This is a genomic window from Arenibacter sp. F26102 (assembly GCF_023015865.1).
In the GTDB taxonomy this organism is placed as follows: domain Bacteria; phylum Bacteroidota; class Bacteroidia; order Flavobacteriales; family Flavobacteriaceae; genus Arenibacter.
On record NZ_JALKBC010000003.1, the window covers coordinates 149,228 to 170,390 of the forward strand.

Sequence of the window (21,163 nt, forward strand, 5' to 3'; positions counted from 1 at the left end):
AAAAAAAATTGTAGATTTGTGACAACCACTAAAAAAAATAACACTTACAAGATGAAGACCATATTACAAATTTTCCTTTGGATAGTATCTATCGTGTTGGGATATATGATTTATAATTCTGTGAACGGCCCAATTGAATTTAAAAAAATTAAGCAGGAACGCTTTGCCAAAGTAATATCCAATTTAAAGGATATCAGGAATTCCCAAGAGGCCTATAAAACTGTAAATGGTAGATATGCAAAAGATTTTAACGCGCTTGTTAGTTTTGTAGATACCGGATATTACACCATCACCCAACAGAGAGATTCCTCTTACTTGGAATACGACAAGAATTTTGGCATCGATATGCTAAAAGAGGTAAAAATAATAGATACACTTGGTAGAGTTTCCGTCAAGGATTCCCTATTCAAAAAAGACGATCGTTTCAAAACAATGATGAATGTGCCTTATGCGGCCAAAGGGGAAAAGTTTGAAATGAAATCAAGCATTCTTGAAAAAAGCGGATACAAAGCTCCTGTTTTTGAAGCAAAAGTTAGTAAGGATGTAGTTTTGCATGACCAACCTAAAACTTTATTGGCTAGGGAAAATACCCAGATAAATGTTGATGAAGTAAATGGAAACGTTATTAAGGTTGGATCTTTGACCGAGGTAAGTACCAGTGGAAATTGGCCATCTATATATGACAAACGAAACGACCAATAGCATTTTAGAAAATTCTAAATCGGAATATCATAAATTGTCCATTCAAGTTAGCTTGAATGGACTTTCTTTTTGTGTCTTGGACACACTTTCCAACAAAATTCTTGCTTCTGAAAGGCTGGTATTTGAAAATGAACTTACCCCCTATGCCGTCCAAAAGGAAATAAAGCAGCTTTTTGAAAAAAACAGAATAAAGGACGTAAAGTTTTCAGAGGTTGTTGTAATACACAGGAACAATCTTTTTAGCCTTGTTCCACAATCCCTTTTCAATAAGGAAGAATTGGCAAATTATTTAAAATTCAATGCCAGGATCTTAGCCAACGACCATCTGGAATATGATGAAATTAAAAGTTTGGACATGGTTAACGTTTATGTTCCCTTTATGAATATAAACAATTACATCTATGACCTTTTTGGCGAATTTGAATTTTTGCACCACGGCACCATCCTGATCCAGACTTTGACCAACAGCCATGGCAACCTAAGCGAGCCCATTTGTTATATACACCTTATAGAGGGACATATGGACATTACTGTGATTTCCAATAAAAAGTTGATCCTATACAACAACTTTAGTTTTAACACCAAAGAGGATTTTATATACTATCTTCTATTTACTTTGGAACAATTAAAACTGGATACGGAAACCACTAAACTTAAACTTTTCGGATCCATTGAGGAAGGTGATGAATTATATAACATGTGTCATCAATACGTAAGGGATATTTCCATTTTTATCCCCTCCAACACTTCTTTTTGTCATTTTGGGGGATCGGAAAAGGAAACTATAGATTTTACACAGCTAAATACCCTTTAATGCGAATAATTTCCGGCAAAAACAAAGGCCAAAGGCTTACCGCCCCTAAAAAACTCCCAGTTCGTCCTACAACGGATATGGCAAAAGAAGCTTTGTTCAACATCCTTAACAATCAATACTACTTTAACGATGTAAGCGTATTAGATCTTTTTGCAGGTACAGGAAATATCAGTTACGAATTTGCTTCCAGAGGTTCAGAAAATATAACTGCTATTGATGCAGACCTAGGGTGTATTCAATATATTACCAAAACGTCCGCAGACTTGGACTTTCCAATTACTGCCCTGAAGAAAGATGTTTTTCAATATTTGGAAACCAACCCTATAAAGGCCCATATCATCTTTGCCGATCCGCCTTACGATCTATCACCGGAAGAATTCTCGGCAATTCCAAAACTGGTTTTTGAAAAACAGCTATTGTTGGAGAATGGTGTTTTGATCATAGAGCATTCCAAACATACCGATTTATCCCACTTGGAACATTTCACCAATCACAGAAGATATGGTGGCAGTATCTTTAGTTTTTTCGAGTGGACCGAGGGTAATTGAAGTCTTATAGCAGGCAGTAGTACATTAAAAATAACCTTAAATCCTATTAAGGAACTTTTTAGTTGCGCCTATTTATATAATAAGGCTGATAATTTTTTGGCTACATCTACCATTCATATTTACAATTGAACTCTTTGAAGAGGCATTGATTGCAGGGATTTCTCCTCTGCTATCATTAATAAACTTATTACCGCCTGCGGGGGCATTAATTGAAAAAAAACTTCTCATGGCAGCATTAATAAACAAGATATCGCCTGCGGCGGCATTAATTGAAAAAAACTTCTCATGGCAGCATTAATAAACAAGATACCGCCTGCGGCGGCATTAATTCGACTACGTATTTGCTGTGCAAATACTGTCTCATTAAAAAAAAGCAGGTCATAAGCCGGATTCTGTTGACCTTGAATTACTTCATGGCCTCCTTATCATTTATCTAGGCCAAAAGTTGCCCTTTGGCTCCAACCGCCTACCCTTCAGCTCGAGCGTGCAGCCCTCAAACACTGATTTACATGACGTTGCACCGTATAGAGTTTACCTGGTTTCACTACAGCATAACCTGTACATACTTTCTGTTGCACTTGTCCTCATCTCACGACGGACGGGCGTTACCCGCTATACTGCACTATGGTGTCCGGACTTTCCTCCCCCCACGGAACGCGGGGAGCGATAAGGCGACCTGCTACTGCAAAGGTAATTCAATTGTTGATAAATAAAATATCAAAGAAAGTTAAATAGGCCCTTTAATGCAATGCTATTTTTATATTTGTACTTCACCCTTTTGCGTAGTATTTTTGCGCTGAATTTAAGTTGATAGCCTTGGAACCTTTTATAGTATCCGCCCGAAAATACAGGCCCCAAACATTTAAGGATGTTGTTGGGCAGCAGGCTATTACCAATACTTTGACCAATGCCATAGACAACAATCACCTGGCACAGGCCCTATTGTTTACAGGTCCAAGAGGTGTTGGCAAAACCACTTGTGCCCGAATATTGGCCAAACAAATCAACCAAGATGGCAGGGCACCTGAAGATGAAGACTTTGCTTTTAATATATTTGAGCTCGATGCTGCGTCCAACAATTCCGTGGATGATATAAGGGAGCTTACCAGTCAAGTTCGCATACCTCCCCAAGTAGGAAAATATAAGGTATACATTATTGATGAGGTACATATGCTATCCCAGGCTGCCTTTAATGCTTTCTTAAAAACGCTGGAGGAACCACCTGCACATGCCATTTTTATATTGGCCACGACAGAAAAGCATAAGATTATCCCAACCATCCTGTCCCGTTGCCAGATATTCGATTTTAAACGTATTACGGTTAAGGATGCCGCGGAATACCTGAAATATATTGCGGAGAACCAAGAAATTGATGCCGAGGACGATGCACTCCATATTATAGCCCAAAAAGCTGATGGAGCAATGCGCGATGCACTATCCATCTTTGATAGAGTCGTGAGTTACTCCGGTAAAAAACTTACGAGAAAAGCCGTAACGGAGAATTTAAATGTTCTGGATTACGACACCTATTTTACGGCTACCGATCTTATTCTAAAGCATGATATTCCTGGCCTATTGATTCTTTTTAATGAAACCTTGGCCAGAGGGTTCGACGGACACCATTTTATAAGTGGTCTGGCTTCACACTTTAGAGATTTAATGGTATGCCTACACCCATCCACTATTGAACTCTTAGAAGTTGGCGATGAAGCTAAAAAGCACTATAGCGAACAATCCAAAAAAACTTCAAGTTCCTTTTTACTTACCGCAATTGACATGGCCAATGATTGCGACATTAAGTACAAGACCAGTAAAAATCAACGACTTCTTGTTGAATTAGCCTTAATGAAATTAGCCTCTATCGATTTTGATGGAGAAAAAAAAAAAGTCTGAATCCCTAGGGAATGGTCGTAACAAACCAGATTTTATAATTCCAGCATCATTCTATAAAATTAACCGCCCAACTGTGGTGGACAAGGAATTAAAGGCCAAGAAAACAGAAGAAGTTATAATTGGCACCACAGCCCATACTACCGAAACCATAAAGGAAGAACAGGGTATTCAGCACCAAACTTCCAACCCAAATACTCCAGATCAGGCTCACCGTAAGGTGGAGGCGGGCAGCATGGACGTTGCCTTGGAAAAAGATCCAAATCCTACCCCAAGGGCCAAAATAAATCTAAAATCTACCGAAAGGAGGGTTTCAGGTCTTTCACTTTCCAGCTTAAAGGCAAAAAAAGAACATCAACTAAATAAAAAAGAAGATGTTATTGATGAAAGCAATCTGCCCAAGGCCATATTTACGGAAGAGGAAATGCAAAAACATTGGGCGGATTTTGTTGATATAATGGACAAAGATGGACGGAAAATTTTAGCATCCAACCTACATTCCGATGTACCCAAGTTAACCGAAAATTTTACCATTTGGATAGAATTACCAAATGGCACTATGAAGAAGGAAATTGAGCGGGATAAGTATGATTTAATGGAATACTTAAAATTAAAACTCAACAATCACTTTATACAATTGCGAATAACGGTCAACGAAGCTACCGCCAAAAAATTTGCTTTTACCCCCGAGGAGAAGTATTTAAAATTACGGGAGAAAAATCCGGCCATCGACCTTTTGCGCAAGGAGTTCGATTTAGATATTTAAGCCTTTCCAACCTTTTTTATCCTCCAAGCATAAAACAACATCACTAAGGCGTTTATTATTAGACCCAAAGATTCCCGTGCATGTTCTATATTATTTATATTTCCCCCATCAATGGAAACCCCTTCAAAGTGCTCTGGCCAAAACATATAAGCACTTAATAAATAAGCAAACGATAGTATTACCGGCACTATTAAGACCATTTTCTCCATTAAAAACAAAAACGAAGCTATGGCCGCCAATCCATAAATAAAATACCACAGCATGGCATCGGGATCATTGTACTGAAGAAATGCGGCCCAAATAAACAGTATGGTAAATACGGCCGAAATAATCTTGGAAAAAAGTCTCATACTATGAATTTATAATATGGTTTTCTATAATGCCGCAAACTTCTGTCGCCAACAAAGTCTCTTTTAAATCAGCCCCCTTTTTGTTGGAAATTAGGATTGGATGATCTTGGGAATCTTCCGGCATTCTACCGTGCGAACCTTTTACCAAAGAGGCGTCCAACGGAATAATGTCCATTATTGTTCTGAAACCTAATTTCTTCTTTAACAACTTCCAAATAACCTTTGGCATCAATAATTTATCCTTGGGGTCTGATAGCATCTCAACGGGGTCGTATCCAGGCTTTTTGTGAATGTCTACCATTCTGGCATAATCAGGTGCCTTACTATCATCTAACCAGAAGTAGTAGGTAAACCAAGAATCCTTATCGGCCAACACCACTAAATCCCCACAGCGTTCATGATCCAATTGTAATTTTTGGATTTCACTGCCCGAAAGCACTTGTTCCACCCCATTAATATTTTTCAATATTGCCTTAACCTTAGCCACATCTTCTTTATTCTTCACATAAACATGGGCCATCTGATGATCTGCCACCGCAAAGGCCTTGCTTGCACCTGCATCCAATAATTCCAATCCCCTTTCCATACGAATATCAAGGAATCCCTCTTGCCTAAGCTTTCTATTTAAATGAATGGGATTGTTAACATTGGTTATACCATATTCGGAAAGCAAAATAACGTGGGCAGATTTGCTTTCATAATGCTCCACCAACTGCTTAACCACATCGTCTATCTCCCTTAGATCTTTTGATATTTTACTAAAATCCGTACCAAAACGTTGCATATTATAATCCAAATGTGGCAGATATACCAAGGTCAAGGTAGGATCATGTAATAAATCGGTCTTCAGGGCAGCATCTGCGATCCACTGACTGGATTTAATGGAGGTTTTTGGACCCCAAAAATGAAAAAGAGGGAATGTACCCAATTCACTTTGCAATTGGTCGCGAAGTTCCGCTGGATAAGAATACACATCAGGGATTTTTCTACCATCGGCCAAATAATTTGGTCGTGGAGTAACACTATAATCCACATTGGAATACATATTGTACCACCAAAACATGTTGGCGCAGGTAAAATTTTTATCTTGCCTTTTGAGTCTGTCCCAAATTTTTTCCGATTGGATCAAACTATTGGATTGTCGCCAAAATTTAACCTCTTGTTCCTCCTTAAAATACCAACCATTTCCCACTATTCCGTGTTCGGCAGGTGTTTTTCCCGTTAAGTAAGTAGCCTGTACACTACATGTTACTGCGGGTAATTGGGGTGTAACTGTTGCCGATGTACCTTTCTCCAAAAAAGACCTAATGAAGGGAGTGTGCTCCCCAATCAATCCCTTTGTTAATCCAACTATGTTAAGTACTACGGTTTTATTCATTTCTTATATGTTGTTCTTCAACCACTCCAATTCACGTACAATGGAATTGGAAAGTTCAGTTTTAAGATTTTTAGGCAATACGTCCCAAGTATAGGTCTCTATTTCCAATTGATCCGAAAATTGATCCTTCTTAAGATATTCCAACACCTTGATTATTTGATCCTGGGTGGAAAATAAATTATCATACTTCTCCAAAAAGATGGGAACATGAAAGTGGGATCTTAGCTCAGGCACCTTTGGCCGTTTCTCCAAAACCTCAGCTAAATCCTTATATGTCACAACTTTGCCCCCAACCTTTTCAGTAACCTGGTGTAAATATGTAGGTTCATTGAACTGAGCCAAGGAACGCCATATTTCCTCATTTTCACCATCTTTAAAAAGTATTTTAAGGGCCGAACTAACTTGTATTTTGCCAACCTTTATACCTGCCTTTCTAAATTTTTCCAAAGTATACTCTGGTTCTTCATAGGCCAAGGAAAAATGACAAACGTCGTAGCATACGGTAATATGCTTTAAAATTAAATCCTTGGCCTTTTCTTGATCACAGCCCTGGACGTCCATTAATTTACGGGTGGCTATAGGAATCAAATATTCCTCATAGAAGTGAATTACTTCATCGCTATTCTCCATCATACCATCCGGTTCTGGTTCAATGTCCAAATGAAGACTTTTACCCGTAGTCCTTTCAATATCTGCCAACTGCAAAACCACCTTGGCCATACTTTCCGCACCTATCGTAAAAGCCTTATGTAGTGCTTCCGATGAAGTATGCCAATGTCGGTAGCTGACAGGCGAAGTAGAGATACCCCCTGAAATACCTTCTGGGATCAAAAAAGCCAATTGATCAAAAAGACGCTTGGTATAGTCCAATCTTTCACTGGTGGTCCAATCTGGGGCATGTACCATATCCTTTACCCGTTCATTGTGAAAGTTCCCATATGGGAAACCATTCATGGTAAAGGCATAAAATTGATTTTGGTCCAGCCAATCCTTAAATTCTTTTAAATTATCATCTTCATTGAGCCCTAAACTTGCAATATTGGACAAACGCAATCCTATTCCAAAGGCAGAATCCGGCGAAACCTCCTTTTTAATTTTAGGTAGATAGGTTTTTAGGCTATTAAAGGTCTGCTCCCAATCTTCACCCGGATGTATATTGGAACAATAACCAACATGATATTTATTGTCTACTAACATAAGCTTTTGGATACTTGAGGTTTGTACTTTTCTTTTAACCAAATTATTGCTTTTCCCATTGTAGCAATATCAATTTCATGCACATCGTGCTTTGCTCCTATTTTAGATATTAATGTTATGGTAAGTTCTCCTCCTAAATGCTCCCTAAATTCCTGAATACCATTTAGCAACTCATCCAATTCATTATCTTTTTCAATAGGAATATGTAAATTGAACCCAATTTGTTCCAAAACAATTAATATTCGGTCCAGCGTATCCTTATCAATTAAGCCTGTAAAATTGGCATAGACCAAGTCCAAGGCCATCCCTATGGCTACAGCCTCACCGTGCCTTAGCTGATAATTGGTCATATATTCCAATTTATGAGCGGCCCAATGTCCAAAATCCAAAGGTCTGGACGAACCACTTTCAAAAGGATCTCCTCCTTGGGCAATATGCTCCATGTGCATCTCGGCACAGCGATAGATCAAGTACTCCATAGATTCCATTTCGCGTGCCTGAAGTCTCGTACTGTTTTCCTCTATAAACTTAAAGAAGGTCTCATCCTTGATCAAAGCCACTTTTACAGCTTCAGCTATTCCTGAAATCCAGTCACGTTGATGTAGAGTGGTTAAAAAATTATTGTCATTTATTATAGCATGGGCAGGAGCAAAAGTCCCAAGAAAGTTCTTTTTACCTAAAATATTAAAACTGTTCTTAACGCCTACGGCAGAATCATTCTGTGACAGTACTGTGGTAGGTATCCTAATAAGTTTCACTCCCCTGTGGGCTATGGCGGCAGCATAACCTACCATATCTATTATAGCACCTCCCCCTATAGCTACAACAAAGGAATGTCTACAGATTTTATTGTCGTTTATGGCTTTCAAGATACGCTCCACATTTTGGTAGTCGTTCTTACACTGTTCGCCTCCAGCAATCTCCATTTGCTCAGTAAGATTTATCACGGAACTATTGGCCTTGCAATATGAGGATATCTGTGAGCTTAAATTTGGATGACATTCCTGAACACCACTATCTATAACAAAAAGCACTTTTACCTTACCCTTTTTATTGTACCCTTCAATAATATCTTTGAACAGAGGATTTTTGGAGCTAAATACATGTTCGGTAAAATGTAACTTATACTCATAAGATACTTTGAAGGACTGCTCAATTGGCTTATAATGTGACATACTCTAAAAAGTTAGGTAACTGCAAACAGTTTGGATAAAAAAATTGACAGGGGCAATAGCAATAAGGTAATCAACCCTACCCACCAATAGGAAAATCCTACTGCCAAGGTAGCGTCCAAAACTATGATCGATATTACTCCGGCCATTACTGCTTTTTTTATGTTTTGTGGTGAATTTTCCTTGTAAGCCCTGAATAAAGGTCTAAACACTAAAAAAGCAAACAGTAATAAAAAAGGAATGGATTCCAATAGATTCAAATTGGAAATGGAAAAAAGAACTATAATACCCAAAATAACACTTGAATATAATCCTCCTGCAAAAAGAATATGACTTTTGTTTTTTCCATGTACTTCCCCCCTACTTATAAGTGTAATGGCCGCGATGTAAACCACAGGAAATACAAAGTATCCCCAATTGCTAAAATTGCCCAAAATGGCAATTCCGAGCAACAAGTTCAATCCTCTACAAACACCCATATTAAGTGGACCAAAGAAGGAATGATGTTTCCCCAAAGCATCATATAAAAGAATGGCAAGCCCTAAAGAAAAAGCTATTATTCCACATACAGAACTCACCAAAAATGCACTTAGCACCCCCAAATTCATTAAAACACCTCCAAAGATAGCAGCAGATTTCACTGAAATTAATCCCGAAGGGATAGGCCTTTCCGGACGCTCTATTTTATCCAACTTATGATCAAAGACATCGTTGAGCACTACACCTGCCGCATATAGGAACACGGAAGAAAATATCAGCAATAATAAATCTACAAGTCTAATTGTATCCCAGACATTATTGAGGGAAGTGCCCATAAATAAGCCCGAAATAGCCACCCCTGCCAATATATCGGCAGCCGCAGTAGGTAAATTTGCCGGTCGGGCCAGCCTTAAATATCCTTTGAATACAGGATTCATTATACTATTTTATCGGCATCGACCTTAGGCTCCTGCCCTCGCAAAACACTATTGTCATTATATAATTTTGTCTGATTGATGCCTTGTGGATTTAACCAATCAGATTCCTTCATTTTACCGTTCTTGCCAAAAATTTCCAATGCATTTTGGTAACAGGTTTTAACTACATCCGATTTTGCTATTCCCCTTTTCAACATAAGGGACGCTGTTTTAGGTACGGCAAGGGGGTCACTTACACCCCAATCGGCAGAACTATCCACAATGATTCTATCACTTCCATAATTTCTAACTACCTCTACCATTCTTTCATTCCCCATTTTAGTTTTTGGATAAATTGTAAATGCTGCCCAAAAACCGCGATCCAATACATCCTTAACAGTTTCTTCATTGTTGTGATCAATAACAACCATCCCTGGATCCAAACCATGTTCCAAACAAACCTCCATACTTTTTAGGGTTCCAGACTTTTTGTCCCTATGGGGGGTATGTATCTGTACAGGTATATTTAATTCTTTGGCCAACTCCAATTGCATTCGAAAATATTTGTCCTCAGCGGGAGTCTGGTCGTCATAACCAATTTCACCTATGGCCACTACATTTTCCTTATGCACATATAGCGGCAATAACTCAATTACTTGTTCCGCCAATGCCTCATTATTGGCTTCCTTTGAGTTTAATCCTATAGTGCAATAATGATGTATACCAAACTGACTGGCCCTAAAAGGCTCCCAACCTACAAGGCTGCTGTAATAGTCTTGAAACGAACCTACTTGGGTACGTGGTTGCCCCAACCAAAAAGATGGCTCTATAATAGCCACTACACCTGCTGCTGCCATTGCCTCATAATCATCGGTAGTCCTGGATGTCATATGCACGTGCGGGTCTATAATCATCATTTTCTCTTCCATAATAATATTGTATACTTTAATTGATAAACGTGTCAAAAATCAAAATGTTTCACTGCCCCAACCGAACTAAATCATATAAAACTTAAAAATCCATATTTTTCTAAGCAATTCCAACCGTTAAAGTTAATTAAATAATGGGTTTTAACACTTATAACAACTCCATTTTAAAAGTGTTTTAACAATATCCCAAATTACAAACCTGAAATTCCCACTAAGAAAATTACCTTAACTACAATTCCGATCCACGAATTAATATATCAGAATCATGGAGTTAAAATTACCTATAATTTGTTCCTTGTCCCCGGCACTCTTAAACACCAGAAATATAGCATCAAAATCCGAAGTTGGCTTTACTGGGATATCATATTTTCTTTTGGAACCTTTCTCCTTATTAAAATACTTCAAGGAACTTTCTCCAATAAGGTTTCCGGTAGGACTACTTTCCCTTATTTCAACGGTACCCTCGTATGGATAGTCTGCCCCGAAATACATGGATAGTTCTATATTTTTCAGACCCTCCAATCCTATGTCGTTAAATTTCAAATAAGAATTATTTTTAATGGCTCCTACTACTTCTTCACCCTCTACTTCCCACTTACTTAATCCACCACTTTTCTCATCAGCATTCACTCCGTCGAATTTTGGGAATTTAAATATTATTTGATCCCTAGCCGATAAGGAGGATTCCGGCTGCGCTTCGCTTCCTTTATCCGAATATGAAGCCATTAAGACGTACTTTCCTTGGCTCCTTTTTGCCATATGGTCGTTAAAATCAAGTTCACCGGATACTGGAAGCAAGTTTTCATTTTTACCCATCTTTGAATCCAGAGAAAGAATATAATCCACTATTTTATCTACATCAGCAACCGCTAATTGGGGGTGAGCAGACATCATACTTTCTCCCCATACCCCAGAACCACCTTTGATAATTTTATCTATCAGGTAATTTTTGTCCGCCGATGAATACCGCGCTGCAATTTCCTCGTAAGTAGGTCCATTGACCTTTACGTTTACCGCATGACATGCTTTACAGTCCGTATCGTCCATAATCAACTTCCCTTCCGGTATGGTGTTCTGTTGGTGACCTATGGTAGCCTTAACCATATCCTCACCTTCCGGAATATAATCGAAGGTAACTTTCACCTTTTCAGGATCAATAGTACCATCCAAAGTACTACCATCCTGTTTATCGGTCACCACAACCTTGTAAGCCACTTTCCGCCCATCCCAATATGTCTTGTTCTTGGTGTCCAATTCAATTTTTATTTCGGGGATATCATTCCCTACCAATATTTTCTGGTTAGAAATATCTGTACTTCCAGCTTCATCGGTAACCTTTAAACGGACTGTATAATTCCCAGGTTCATTGAATGTAAAACTTGGCTCCATTGAAGTATCTTGGACCTCTTCCGAATCAAAGTACCATTCGTATTTTAGTTGATCCTTATCAAAATCCTCAGAAGAACTTCCAGAAAACCGAACTGTAAAGGGTTGGGCTCCTACCATTTTGTCCGACGTTATTCTAGAAACTGGTTTCCGATTACCATTTACATAACCAATTCTATTTAAACGGGCATCCATGTTTTGCGAATTCCACTTTTGTCCGTATTCAAGAACATAAAGGTTACCATCAGAAGCAAAAAGCATGTCCATTGGATGGGAAAACTCATCACTGGGCATAAAAGGATCCGCCTTTACATAATTGTGATCTTCATCCAATGTTACCACATAGATCCAATCCCTCATCCATTCATACAAGAGAATCTTATTCTCAAAATATTCTGGAAAATTATTCGTGGCATTGGGATAATTGGAAGCATGGTAAATAGGACCCGCCATAGGGTTGACTCCTCCAGAGCCCAACCATGGGAATTCTTTGGAAGCCCCATATGAAAACCATATCATTGATTCCTGAGCAGGAGGAAGCTCCTTTATACCTGTATTATTTGGTGAATCGTTTATTAGTTTGGCAGGGTCAAATTTTTCGCCTGCCGTTTCCGTAGCAAAATTATAATCATTGTACGGCTGATTGTTTCCTCGGGTATAAGGCCATCCCCAATTCCCGGCTTTTCGGGCTTGGTCAAATTCCCCCATACCATGAGGTCCACGATTGGGGTTACCCTTACCCGCATCCGGACCAACATCTCCCCAATAGACATATCCTGTTTCGCTATCTATGGAAAATCTAAATGGATTTCGGCTACCCATTACGTATATTTCCGGCCTTGTATTGGGAATACCAACTGGAAAAAGATTGCCGTCCGGTATGGAATAAGTACCATCATCCTCAGGTTTAATTCTCAAAATTTTCCCTCTAAGGTCATTGGCATTGGCTGCAGATTTTTGGGCATCCCACAGAGCTCTACCCTCCCTTTCGTCTATAGGTGCATAACCAGAAGACTCAAAAGGGTTGGTGTTGTCACCCAAGCCAATAAACAAATTGCCATCGGGACCAAATTCCAAGGCCCCTCCACTATGACAGCATTTGCGCATTGTTGGAATGGTCAATAGATTTTTTTCAGAGGCAAAATCCAACGAATCTCCCACCAAAGTAAATCTTGAAATACGTTGTTCCGATATTTCACCAGGTGCGGAATAGAATAAATAAATCCAATTATTCTTCTGATAATTTGGGTCAACTGCAATACCCAATAACCCGTCCTCATTGCCATAAAACAAATTAAGCTGGGCTATTTGCTTTGTTTTTTCCTCCTTAAAATCATAAAGTTTTAACGCTCCCCTTCTTTCTATGAATAAAATTCCCCTACCAGGCAGTTCTTCGAGTTCCATAGGCTCGTTTAGGTTAAAATCGAGCACTGTGCGAACATATCTATTTTCCTCTGGAATCCTCTCCGTTTTCGACTTACTATAGTCCAAATTATCTTTCCCGATTACATAATTAAGTCCACCCAAAACATGATCTAGAAAATCAGGATTTTCAAAGGTAGCATCGGAATGCCCCATTTCCGTGTAAAAAGACCTACCCCCATCAAAGTCATGATACCAAGATATAGGATGATGCTCCCCATTTTCCCCTCCCTCATAACTGGTTTCGTCAATTTCTATCAAGACCTTTATATCTGGATTGATATCCTTAAAATTATACCATTCGTCCGTCTTCATCCATGTATCGGACATAGTTTTGGTAGCCAGGTGGTTTTTATCCACTATATTCAACCTTGCCTCCTGAATTTTGGGATGATTCTTAAAATAGGCACCAACTAATTTATTGTACCATGGCCAACCGTATTCGGTATCCGTGGCGGCATGAATACCAAAAAATCCTCCGCCCGCTTGAATGTACCTCTCAAAATCGGCCTGTTGCACATCATTTAAAACATCTCCTGTAGTATTTAAAAATACAACGGCGGAGTATTGCTGTAGTATTTCTTCAGTAAAATAGGTTGCATCTTCGGTGGCAACAACAGAAAAACCATTTTGCTCTCCCAACTTTTTCATAGCTACCACTCCTGCCTCTATGGAACCATGCCTAAATCCTTCCGTTTTACTAAACACCAATAACTTTATTTCCTTGGATGTGCAAGAACCAAGAAAACCTACCAAGATCAGTATTAATAATGATTTTGAAATTTTAGCCATGTTACCTATTTAATTTGATTAATGAATTATAGAACTCCAATCCTTGATTTAGCATTGGTATTTCAACCTTAAAATCTACCTATCGCAAAACAATATATGCCTATGCCTATACTTTTTTTGCCTATTACCCATTGTTTCAATGAATAATGCAGCAATTTAAATCATTTGAGAATAAATTTGCAAAATCCCAGTAAAAAATACGATCCAGCACTCATATTTAACCTTTACCAGCTCCTTTCTATTTTAAATCATAAAATTCAAAAAAACTAAAAATATTAGTGTACACACGAAAAGCAACCTACGATTACCATTGCGACCTATCCATTGTTCCAAGAAGAAAACACAAATATGCACCATATGTTAAATTCCAGATGACCTCATCATTAAACTGTGATTAATGATACCTTTAGATCCAATTTTTAATAATCAAGTTTAATACAATGAAAATCAAACTGGCAATCCTATTACTTTTTTCTGGATTTAGCATGTTATCCCAAGAACAATTATCGCTGGAAAACTTAAACGATTTTAAAGACCCGGGCAGTAATTGGAAAATAGTAGGGGATGTAGTTGCCGACCGCAACATTACCGTTCACACGCATCAGGATCCAGAACCTATTAATTTATCCAAAAAGGAAAAACGAAGACAAAAAAAGTCAAAAGAAACAATACACCCCATACACATTCAACCAGGAACGGGTGTTTTGTTCAACGATTATTCCTTTACGCAAAAAGACCATCTTTTGTCGCAGTGGCAACACGGCGATATAAAATTGGAAATGGAAATCCTAATACCTAACGGCTCTAATTCAGGAATATATTTACAAGGCAGATATGAACTGCAAATAAAGGACAGCTGGGGTATTTTAAATCCTACTTCCTATGATTTTGGTGGCATCCATAGAAATTGGGAAGAAGAGCCGTCAAAGAAATTTCTAGGAATTACTCCATTGAGCAATCCTGCCAAAGCACCGGGTTTATGGCAAAAAATTAAAATTCACTTTGAGGCTCCAAAATTTAATGATTCCGGAGAAAAAATTGCAAATGCAAAATTTGTTTCCGTAACACTGAACGGTGTATTAATCCACAGCAATGTGGAAGTTCCAATGCCTACCGGCGGTCCTATTTCTACAGAAGAAACCGCTATGGGCCCACTAATGATTCAAGGAGACCATGGTCCTATGGCTTTTCGGAATATTAAGTATCAGCTATTAAAAGAATCGCAAGTCACTTTATCGGATTTAAGTTACATCACCTATAAGGGCGATTTTAAGGGCTTGGAAGAATTGGAAGATGCAGTGGTGTCGGAAAAGAAATCCGGGGAATTAATAGACATTAATGTTGTACATGCAGAAGACCGCTATGGCATTACCTATACGGGTAAATTTACTATTCCTGAAGCCGATGACTACCTCTTTTCCATAGGATATACAGGTGGAATAAATTTTGGTCTTGACGGCAAAACCATTGTCACCAACAATTCCTCAGAGGCCCAAGAAAATTTGGAGCAAACGGTTTCTTTAAATGCGGGAGAGCACCTATTTACATTGACCAACATAAAGAATGCAGGCTGGAGAGCACCTAGGCTGGGCCTTTCAATTGCAACTGCTAATTCCAATCCGAAAAACTTTCATGTTTATGATTCCTATCCTCCACATATAAGTTCCGTTTCCCCAATTTCGGTCACCGCCGAGGCAACTCCGCGTATGTTAAGGGGCTTTGTAAGTTTTAAAGGTAATGAGGAGCGTCTTTCCCACACCATAGGTCTAGGAACTCCTGAAGGCATAAATTTCGTTTATGACATGGGGTCCGAAAATCTTGTTGGTATGTGGCGTGGCACTTTTGTTGACGCCACCCCAATGTGGCACAGTCGAGGTAACGGATCTTTTAAACCTAATGGAGCCGTACAATGGACTTTTTTAAATCAACCTTTGGCCGAACTAGCGGACTTACAAAGTCCGTTTCCCAAAACAGGAAGCGCTCCAGACTTTAAATCCAACGGATATACTATGAACCCGGTCAACGGACTACCTATCTTTAAATATACCTACAAAGGCGTTGAGGTAGAGAACAAAATCTATCCCAATGACAAAAACACTCATCTGATCAATGAAGTTAGCTTTTCCCAAACCGGAAAACCCAATTGGTATTATAAAATTGCTTCCGGAAAAGCCAAGAAATTATCTGACGGGTCATTCGATGTTGGTGATCATCAATTCTACGTAAAAGTACTTTCTGGACAAGAACCTATTATTAGAGAGGTAAATGATGAAGCGGAAATAATTATTCCCGTGGATGGCAGCACTATTAAATATGAAATAATTTGGTAAGAGACATGAGAACCATAACAAAAAATACAAATACAATCATAAAAACATTCGGCTTCCTGGCGATTATGCTTACAGCAACAATTTTGGTAGCTCAAAATGTTTCCAGTGAAGAGGATTACTATAGGTTAACAACAGTACCAACACCAGAGGGAATCCAAATTGAAGGCGGAGGTGTTCTGTCCCTTCCCAATGGCAATCTTGCGGTATGTACAAGACGTGGGGATGTTTGGATCATTGAAAATCCGTCCATGGCCAACGGGGTTTCGCCAACATTTAAAAAATTCGCTTCTGGTTTACATGAACCCTTAGGGCTTGCTTATCATGACCAAGCACTTTACACCGCACAAAGAGGCGAGCTAACTAAGCTAATAGACACTAACGGGGATGATATTGCCGATGAATATAAGACCATCTATGCTTGGCCTGTTTCCACACACTACCACGAATATTCCTTTGGACCGGTATTGGCCCCCGATAATACCTTTTTCGTTACCGCCAATGTTGCCTTCGGCGATGAAGAATGGTGGAGAGGCGAAAGCAGGGTACCGTGGAGGGCCTGGACCATGAAAATCACGGAGGATGGAAAGATGGAGCCATGGGCCACAGGTATGAGGTCTCCCGCAGGCTACGGCCTTGTTGACGATGAATTGTTTTATACTGAAAACCAAGGGGATTGGGTAGGCTCCGGAGCTATTTGGCATCTTTCTAAAGGTACTTTTGCAGGACACCCTGCAGGACTAAGATGGACAAGTCACGCGGATTCTCCAATTAAACTTACAGAGGAAGAATTTTACAGCAAGGTAGACAAAAGACAAGTCAGGGTAAATGGCAGGTATGTGAAACCGGAAAATATTAGGGATGAAGCAAATCCTGATTTTGCATATGAAATAAAGAAATCTTTTCCTGAATTGAAATTACCGGCCGTTGTCTTACCACATGGCATTTTAGGCATATCCAATTCTGAAATTAAGGTAGACAAGACCCAGGGCAAATTTGGGCCATTTGATGGCCAATTACTTGTTGGGGACATGGGGCAAAGTAAAATTATGAGGGTAGTTCTCGAAAAAATAAAGGGAGAATATCAAGGAGTAGCATTCGATTTTAGGACAGGTTTTCAATCTGGAGTAATGCGGATGGATTTTGATAACGAAGGAAGACTTTTTGTTGGAGAAACCAATAGAGGCTGGGGATCGGCCGGTACCACCAATTCTGGCCTGGAATACCTAACATGGACAGGGCGCACACCATTTGAAATGAAAACAGTAAGCGCAAGGTCTGATGGTTTTGAAATCGAATTTACATTACCAGTGGACAAAGCTTCGGCCGAGGATCTGGATTCCTATTTTGGCAAGAGCTACATATACAAATATCATGCGGCCTATGGAAGTCCACAAACTAATATTGAGGAAATCAAAATCAAAGGTGTAAAAGTAAGTGATGACGGCATGAAAATACGTGTGGTCATAGACAATCTTCGTCAATACTATGTACATGAAATAATGTTACCTGGGCTAAAGGCCAAAGAAACTGGCAATACTATCTTACACCCTACCTTATATTACACCTTGAACAATATACCAGAGGGTGCTACGGTTCCCGTTTCGGAACTCTCTACCAAACGCTCCAGTCTATTAAAAAAAGCGGTTATTACTAAGAAATCGCCACCTAAAAGGGCAACAGTTAAAAGTAAGGTTTTAACGGACACTGAAGTTCAGCCTCTATTAATGACCAATACCTGTGTGGCATGCCATCATAAGGACAAAAGAGTCATTGGGCCTTCTTTTACCGAAATTTCTAAACGGAATTACAGCAATGAAAAAATTGTGGAACTAATTTACAATCCACAGCCCAAAAATTGGCCAGAATACGCTACCCCAATGGCACCCATGCCACATGTGCCCGAGGATGAAGCACTTAAAATTGCAGGGTGGATCAACTCATTAAAGAAGTAAACTTCTAAAAGGCTCAATAAAAAAGAGCGGTTAAAAAGTTCCATATAGTACTTTATTAACCGCTCTTTTTACTTTTAGAACAAGATTATTCTTTGATATTATCCCAAGTAATAATTCCCTTTTCAATTTCTTTTGAGATACCAGGAAAATCGGCCAACAACGCCTTTGCTTCACTTGAATTGGAATTATAGCAACAAAGACTGGCAGCTTTTCTCTCGGCCAGATTATCACTGGAAAATAGCCTTTTCATATCCTTGAGCAATTTTTCGTCTATGAAATTGCTCACCGGCCTCCAAAAGCTGGGATCTATTTCCCTTGATGCTGCCCAACGTTCGTGAGCATAGTCGGAAATGATTCTAGCAAGCTCCTTATTTGCCCTTTTATCTACCTGAACAATGTTATTAAGGTTTTGTTCCATAAATGCCGCCTTAAGATACATTTGATTCCATTGCTGTTCATTGAAATAAAGTGCAGGATAAGGATTGTTCAATGCAATGGCATCAAAAACGGTAGAGATATTTGTCCGAAGTGCCTCTACCGCCTGAAATTTATAATTTTCGGGATGCGGCAGCAACACCAAATATTTTAAAAAGGTTTCCAGTTCGCTCTTATCGGCCACTTCAATAATATTTGCCACCTTGGCCCTAAAGAAATCTTCCTTAGCCTCCAATACCTTATAAAGCAAATATATTCTTCCAATCTGTTGAAGGTTCGCTTGTTGAACTTCCAGATATGCCTTTAATTCTTGGTCATCCAACAAAAGCAAGAGATCTTTCTCCGTCTTAATTTTGGTAGGAACTAGACTATAGGTCAAATAAAGATCCTTAGTTGACTCCGTTTCCACAATTTTTTCTATTTTGGAGAATAGCCATTGTTTATTTTCATTATCCACATTATCCTCCAAAATTTTTAGAAGCTGTGAACCAATATTTTCAAATAACATATAACAAGATTCTTTTTATTGTTAAACCAAATGTTTTAATAAGACTATGTTTAGATAATTGTGGTAATTCAAATTAACTTCCATTGCTTACCTAGAAGGCTTAAATATAAAACTATATCAGCATAAATTACTGCGGTTTATGGTATTCTTTCTATTTTTGAAAAGAAAATTACACTATGCTAGGTTTAAAACTGCCCACAGACCCCAGATGGGTCAATATTGTTGAAAAAAATATCGATGAAATATTGACGGATCACGCCTATTGCGAACAAAAGGCGGCTAGTACAGCTATTTCCTTAATTGTGAGCTTTCCTGAGTATACGGAACTTACCCAGGAAATGATAGCGCTATCCCGGGAAGAAATGGGACATTTTAAAATGGTGCACGATCGTATTATAGCTAGGGGAAAAACACTTGGAAGGGATAGAAAGGACGAGTATGTGTTGGCCCTATTAAAATTCTTTCCAAAAGGTGGCAGTAGAACAACCCAACTGGTACATAGATTATTATATGCCGCATTAATTGAAGCACGCAGCTGTGAACGCTTCAGGTTACTTTCCGAGGAATTAAAAGATAAAGAGTTGGCCGATTTTTACCATAAATTAATGGTAAGTGAAGCCGGCCATTATACTATGTTCCTAAATTTTGCCCGTAAGTATGGAGACCGAAAAGAAGTGGACAAGAAATGGGACGAGCTACTATCTTATGAGGCTTCCATTATGAAGGACCTAGGCAAGAATGAATCGGTCCATGGTTAAAATTCACTATAGCCACATAGGAATACCAAGACTATAAATCCTTATTTTTTGGCGTAGTAAAGGGTTTTAATTATTCCATCGGACAACCCTATTTTGGGTACATGAATCTTTTTGGCCCCGATCCATTTGGCAGAAGAAACAAAAATCTCGGTAGCCGGAATTATTACGTCCGCCCTATCCGGATTTAGTCCCAATTCAGAGACCCTTTCCTCAAATGTCAAACTGGACAAAAAATGATATTGTGCCCTTAGCCAAATATAAGAAAGGGACTCGCCTACCTTTCTTCCCGACATTTTATGTAATTTATTAATGTTACCCCCAGAACCAATAATCGATAAATTGGGCAGCCCTTTTACATGCTTTTTCAACCAAAGTTCCAGTTCAGTCCACTTCACATCATCCACCATACCGTTTAGTAGCCTTACAGTTCCAATCTTGAAGGATTCGGAAATCTTTATTTTCCCTTCAGAAAAGACTGTAAATTCAGTGCTCCCTCCCCCAACATCAATATAAAGATAAGTCTCGTCTTTCCTTATCAAATTCTTAAGGTCTGTAGATGCGATGATAGAAGCCTCTTTTTCCCCATCTATCAATTGAATTTCAACTCCCGAAGCCTCCAAAATATTATCAATAATCATCTGTCCATTATCCGCCTCCCTCATGGCCGAAGTGGCACAAGCCATATATTTTTCCACTCCATGTACTTCCATTAAAAGTTGAAATGCCTTCATGGCACTTAACAGGCGCTCTTCATTACGCTTGGAAATGGTCCCATTTTTAAAGACATCTTCCCCCAATCTGATTGGTAATCGCACCAAGGCACTTTTTCTAAAAAGGGTTTCTTTCCCCTCTTCCTCTATTACGTTATGGGTAAGCAAACGTATGGCATTGGAACCGATATCTATTGCGGCATATTTCCTTACTTTCAAATGGGATAT

General features: G+C 38.9%; 15 protein-coding genes, 1 other RNA gene and 1 pseudogene. 7 read left to right on the plus strand and 10 right to left on the minus strand.

The window, feature by feature from the left end; all coding sequences use genetic code 11:
- Positions 1–51 precede the first annotated feature (51 nt).
- The 3 genes from MWU78_RS04865 to MWU78_RS04875 are packed head-to-tail and all read left to right on the plus strand — an operon-like array spanning position 52 to position 2,064.
- Positions 52–702, plus strand: a complete 651-nt coding sequence (locus MWU78_RS04865) for a hypothetical protein (RefSeq protein WP_246995525.1) — start codon at positions 52–54, stop codon at positions 700–702.
- A complete protein-coding gene (locus tag MWU78_RS04870) occupies positions 680–1,516 on the plus strand; it encodes a DUF3822 family protein (protein ID WP_246995527.1) in 837 nt (278 codons plus the stop codon). Before MWU78_RS04865 ends, MWU78_RS04870 begins: the two co-directional genes overlap by 23 nt.
- Positions 1,516–2,064, plus strand: coding sequence for an RsmD family RNA methyltransferase (locus MWU78_RS04875; protein WP_246995529.1), 549 nt, complete (start codon positions 1,516–1,518; stop codon positions 2,062–2,064). The genes MWU78_RS04870 and MWU78_RS04875 overlap by 1 nt, the downstream gene beginning before the upstream one ends.
- A 366-nt stretch (positions 2,065–2,430) precedes the next feature.
- Here MWU78_RS04875 and rnpB read toward each other — a convergent pair.
- Positions 2,431–2,747, minus strand: an RNA gene (gene rnpB, locus MWU78_RS04880) — RNase P RNA component class A.
- A 133-nt stretch (positions 2,748–2,880) separates the two neighbouring features.
- Between rnpB and MWU78_RS04885 the strand changes: the two are divergent.
- Positions 2,881–4,720 (plus strand): annotated as a pseudogene (locus MWU78_RS04885) (DNA polymerase III subunit gamma/tau).
- Here the strand turns inward: MWU78_RS04885 and MWU78_RS04890 are convergent.
- From MWU78_RS04890 to MWU78_RS04920, 7 genes are all read right to left on the minus strand, one after another.
- A complete protein-coding gene (locus MWU78_RS04890; RefSeq protein WP_246995531.1) occupies positions 4,717–5,070 on the minus strand; it encodes a transmembrane 220 family protein in 354 nt (117 codons plus the stop codon). The pseudogene MWU78_RS04885 and the gene MWU78_RS04890 sit on opposite strands and share 4 nt — an antisense overlap.
- 1 nt (position 5,071) lies before the next feature.
- The gene (locus MWU78_RS04895; protein WP_246995533.1) at positions 5,072–6,448 is read right to left on the minus strand and encodes a nucleotide pyrophosphatase/phosphodiesterase family protein; all 1,377 of its coding nucleotides are present in this window, start codon (positions 6,446–6,448) and stop codon (positions 5,072–5,074) included.
- 3 nt (positions 6,449–6,451) lie between these two features.
- On the minus strand, positions 6,452–7,645 hold the full coding sequence (gene eboE, locus MWU78_RS04900) for a metabolite traffic protein EboE (RefSeq protein WP_246995536.1): 1,194 nt from the start codon (positions 7,643–7,645) through the stop codon (positions 6,452–6,454).
- On the minus strand, positions 7,639–8,820 hold the full coding sequence (locus MWU78_RS04905) for a 3-dehydroquinate synthase (protein ID WP_246995538.1): 1,182 nt from the start codon (positions 8,818–8,820) through the stop codon (positions 7,639–7,641). Before MWU78_RS04905 ends, eboE begins: the two co-directional genes overlap by 7 nt.
- An 11-nt stretch (positions 8,821–8,831) precedes the next feature.
- The gene (gene eboC, locus MWU78_RS04910; RefSeq protein WP_246995539.1) at positions 8,832–9,734 is read right to left on the minus strand and encodes a UbiA-like protein EboC; all 903 of its coding nucleotides are present in this window, start codon (positions 9,732–9,734) and stop codon (positions 8,832–8,834) included.
- Positions 9,734–10,678, minus strand: a complete 945-nt coding sequence (locus tag MWU78_RS04915; protein ID WP_246995541.1) for a TatD family hydrolase — start codon at positions 10,676–10,678, stop codon at positions 9,734–9,736. The genes eboC and MWU78_RS04915 overlap by 1 nt, the downstream gene beginning before the upstream one ends.
- Before the next feature lie 213 nt (positions 10,679–10,891).
- Entirely contained in the window at positions 10,892–14,242 is a 3,351-nt protein-coding gene (locus MWU78_RS04920) for a ThuA domain-containing protein (RefSeq protein WP_246995543.1), read from the minus strand.
- A 440-nt stretch (positions 14,243–14,682) separates the two neighbouring features.
- Between MWU78_RS04920 and MWU78_RS04925 the strand changes: the two genes are divergently transcribed.
- Positions 14,683–16,572 (plus strand): family 16 glycoside hydrolase, encoded by a 1,890-nt coding sequence (locus MWU78_RS04925; RefSeq protein WP_246995545.1) that lies wholly within the window; start codon positions 14,683–14,685, stop codon positions 16,570–16,572.
- 5 nt (positions 16,573–16,577) lie between these two features.
- Positions 16,578–18,524 (plus strand): auracyanin family protein, encoded by a 1,947-nt coding sequence (locus MWU78_RS04930; protein ID WP_246995547.1) that lies wholly within the window; start codon positions 16,578–16,580, stop codon positions 18,522–18,524.
- Between the two features lie 85 nt (positions 18,525–18,609).
- On the opposite strand, the gene MWU78_RS04935 is transcribed toward MWU78_RS04930, so the two are convergent.
- Positions 18,610–19,467 (minus strand): EboA domain-containing protein, encoded by an 858-nt coding sequence (locus MWU78_RS04935; RefSeq protein WP_246995549.1) that lies wholly within the window; start codon positions 19,465–19,467, stop codon positions 18,610–18,612.
- 176 nt (positions 19,468–19,643) lie between these two features.
- Between MWU78_RS04935 and MWU78_RS04940 the strand changes: the two genes are divergently transcribed.
- The gene (locus tag MWU78_RS04940) at positions 19,644–20,225 is read left to right on the plus strand and encodes a tRNA-(ms[2]io[6]A)-hydroxylase (protein ID WP_246995551.1); all 582 of its coding nucleotides are present in this window, start codon (positions 19,644–19,646) and stop codon (positions 20,223–20,225) included.
- 41 nt (positions 20,226–20,266) lie between these two features.
- Here the strand turns inward: MWU78_RS04940 and MWU78_RS04945 are convergent, their stop codons facing one another.
- Positions 20,267–21,154 (minus strand): rod shape-determining protein, encoded by an 888-nt coding sequence (locus tag MWU78_RS04945; RefSeq protein ID WP_246995554.1) that lies wholly within the window; start codon positions 21,152–21,154, stop codon positions 20,267–20,269.
- Positions 21,155–21,163: the final 9 nt, after the last annotated feature.